The 401-nt window shown below is 39.7% G+C and carries 1 protein-coding gene; it reads right to left on the bottom strand.

The features are described from left to right. Positions 1-401, bottom strand: a 401-nt coding sequence (locus PL9631_RS25725) for a DUF7507 domain-containing protein (protein WP_197046529.1), incomplete at both ends; no start/stop codon positions are given.

The raw sequence follows: 401 nt of genomic DNA, 5'->3' as shown, positions 1-401 counted from the left end.
AATGATACGTTAGACAATGGAACGTTACCAGGATTAGTAACTGTGTAAGTCCAGGTTACATCACTACCTGCTAACACTTGTAAATTGTCAACTCCATTGGTGACTTTATTAATCTGAATTTGAGGATTAGCTCCAAAGTAATTACTGGGGTCTTGAGCGGTTACAGGTGTTCCGTTGTAGTCACCTGCGACTGTACCCGTATTACTGTAGTCACCAATACCAGCAATTCCTGTTGCTGTATAAACCCATGTTTCACCGGGATCTAATATTTGATTACCATCATCACCATCAGTTAAATTAGTGATTTGACCTTGTTGGTCATCTGTTAATGATACGTTAGACAATGGAACGTTACCAGGATTAGTAACTGTGTAAGTCCAGGTTACATCACTACCTGCTAA

Source organism: Planktothrix paucivesiculata PCC 9631, from assembly GCF_900009265.2.
Taxonomy (GTDB): Bacteria; Cyanobacteriota; Cyanobacteriia; order Cyanobacteriales; family Microcoleaceae; genus Planktothrix; species Planktothrix paucivesiculata.
The sequence above is the reverse complement of the archived record's forward strand: the minus strand, read 5'-3'. Positions and strand labels throughout refer to the sequence as shown.